The organism is Plesiomonas sp. (assembly GCF_051650925.1).
Lineage (GTDB): Bacteria > Pseudomonadota > Gammaproteobacteria > Enterobacterales > CAMTGL01 > Plesiomonas.
Genome location: NZ_JBOFRH010000257.1, coordinates 1 through 2,484, shown reverse-complemented (window position 1 = coordinate 2,484; position 2,484 = coordinate 1). Strand labels below are relative to the sequence as shown.

General features: G+C 47.2%; 4 protein-coding genes. 2 read left to right on the top strand and 2 right to left on the bottom strand.

The annotated features are described in order from the left end of the window. A partial coding sequence (locus tag ACRC27_RS06130) for an amino acid kinase family protein (protein ID WP_438639429.1) occupies positions 1-380 on the bottom strand: 380 nt, incomplete at its 3' end. Between the two features lie 191 nt (positions 381-571). On the opposite strand from ACRC27_RS06130, the gene ACRC27_RS06125 reads away from it, so the two are divergent. Continuing rightward, complete coding sequence (locus ACRC27_RS06125; RefSeq protein ID WP_438639428.1) at positions 572-778, top strand: hypothetical protein; 207 nt, start codon at positions 572-574, stop codon at positions 776-778. A gap of 142 nt (positions 779-920) precedes the next feature. Here the strand turns inward: ACRC27_RS06125 and ACRC27_RS06120 are convergent, their stop codons facing one another. Continuing rightward, a complete protein-coding gene (locus ACRC27_RS06120) occupies positions 921-1,619 on the bottom strand; it encodes a tRNA/rRNA methyltransferase (RefSeq protein ID WP_438623580.1) in 699 nt (232 codons plus the stop codon). A gap of 138 nt (positions 1,620-1,757) precedes the next feature. Here ACRC27_RS06120 and ACRC27_RS06115 point away from each other — a divergent pair. Next, the coding region (locus ACRC27_RS06115; RefSeq protein WP_438639427.1) for an isocitrate dehydrogenase kinase/phosphatase AceK regulatory subunit at positions 1,758-2,484 on the top strand (727 nt) is incomplete at its 3' end.

Genomic DNA, 2,484 nt, shown 5'->3' with positions numbered 1-2,484 from the left:
TCACCCCGGCTGATGATACTGGCGTTGATACTGTCAGGGCACTGACGTAACAAGCTGATACCGTGCAGTAATTGGCGTAAATCGGCAAATTCACGTGCAATAAAAGCCTGTACTTTGGCGATATCAAAAGCAGCTAATTCGGCATGCAGCCCTTGCAGCAGATTAGCAAAAATGTGCTCTGCATCGTGAAGATTGGGCTGGATATCCTGTCCGGCTACCGTTTTTTCAATCATAGCCACTAAGTGGTTGGTTATTTTGGCCGGTGCTGAGAGTACGGCGGCCACTTGCCCCTGCTGGGCATTACTTTCAATAATATCGGCAGCACGTGCAAACCGCTCGGCATTAGCCAGTGAAGTTCCACCAAATTTTAGTACTCGCATCACAGCTCTCCCTTCGCTGAATGAATATCCGTTTTCTGAGCGAATCAGCTGGTTAGCAGAGTCTCGCGCAAAAACTGTGGTCTATATTGCCGTATCTATCCTGCGGCAGTAGCCATCAAAATCGATACGTAAAACCGGCTCAAAAAAAAGGCCCGTTCCTTGGGGGGATACGGGCCTGAATCATTCTGTGTATGTGTGCGTCAGCCCGCGCCATGACCTGTTATGGTCATCGTCGTGGTGGTGGTAATAATCATGATCATCAGGGCAGTGCTTGGCATCGTTTCATCTCTGTTGGTGTGATCTTGATACTGCGTAGTGACAACGTTATTTACAACATGGCTACAACTGACCGACGGCTGACACCGCATAAATTACCCTATTGGTTAAAGCAAATTTGAGTCAATGTCAATCTGCTGATCGCATAATACCTTGATTTTGCTGTGCTGTAGTGCAGCGTTAATAGCTAAAAAGATTATTATTTACGTTATTTATCGCTTAAAAATAGTCTATTAGCAGGGGGTGATATAAAAATAGGCGTGATTACAGCACTTTTTTTGCTGCACAATATTTTTCAATATCATTAAGCAAAGTATGTAACATTGCAGTATCACGCTGGGCGAGAACGCCCATTCGCTGATCTAGCCAGTCGGTCAGCTTTTGATCGTTATCCACAGCCATTTGTACCAGTAAATTTTGCATGCGGCGGCGCAATGCCTGTAATTGCCCCGCTTGTGGTGGGCACTCGGTTTCTGGTACAACCCCGTTCACTTCTGCCAGTTGATAGCAGTACACCATGACAGCCTGACCCAAATTGAGTGAAGGGTAGTCAGCCTGCATCGGCACGCAGGTTAGCAAATCAGCAAGTGCCAACTCCTCATTGGTTAACCCAGACTCTTCACGACCAAAAACCAGTGCGGCGGAGTGCATCCAGCTCTGTTTTTCATGCGCTTGCGCCAATACTTCACGTGGCGTTGCATAATAGTTGAAGCGCGCCCGCTCACGGGCAGTACTGGCAATAACCCATTCGGTGTCTGCAACGGCTTCTGCCAGCGTTGGGAAAACCTGTGCCGATGCCAGTATCTCTTGCGAGCCGTGAGCAACCCAGCGGGCAGGGTCTTGCAGGTGGGCATCACTGTTTACAATACGCAGTGAGGTAAAACCCATGGTTTTCATTGCCCGCGCAGCGGCCCCGACATTTTCCGGCCGTGCCGGTTCGACCAAAATAATATGAAACTGCATCATCACTTCCCTCAATATTCCACTGCCGCAAACTCTAACGACTTCCCTGAGAAATGCAATTTTAGGCGGTTGCGCACTGAGCAAATAGCAGCCATAGTAACAAGGTGTGGTGAAAATATAAGCATAAGGATATGAGAATTGACTTCGGCACTGGAATATTTAATTGCCCATACCATATTGCAAGGGTTCGATGCGCAATACGGGCGTTTTCTGGAGATCACTGCGGGCGCGCAACAGCGCTTTGAGCAGGCGCAGTGGCATGCGGTACAAGATGCCATGAAACAGCGGATTAATCTGTATGATCACCATGTGACTCTGGCAGTGGCCCAGCTAAAAAGTATGAGCGGTGATCTGTACAGTGATCCACATTTTGTTATGCGGGTAAAAAGTGCGTTTGAAACCCTGCTGCACGATTATCCGCGTTATGAAATAGCCGAGAGTTTTTTTAATTCCGTTTATTGCCGTATTTTTTCACACCGGAATTTAAAACCGCATAAACTGTTTGTTTTTAGCTCACAAACTGCGCGTGAAGATCTTCCTCAGCGGCCTTTGGATAAAACCTATACTTTGCAGCGTGGTATTCCTACGGTGTTGGCACAGATTTTAGATGATATGTCTTTTACGTTACCGTGGGAATCTCTCACGCGTGATATTGAGCATATCAGCCGCCGTCTGAGTGCCCGTTTTGATACTTCAACCCTTGCACAAGCCTCTATTACTACATTGCGTGAGCCTTTTTTTCGCAATAAAGCTGCCTATTTAATCGGGCGAATTAATTTACCCAATCAATGCTATGCGCCTTTTGTACTGCCTATTCACCACAATCAGCAGGGCGGGATCTTTGTCGATACCTGCTTAACCGAAT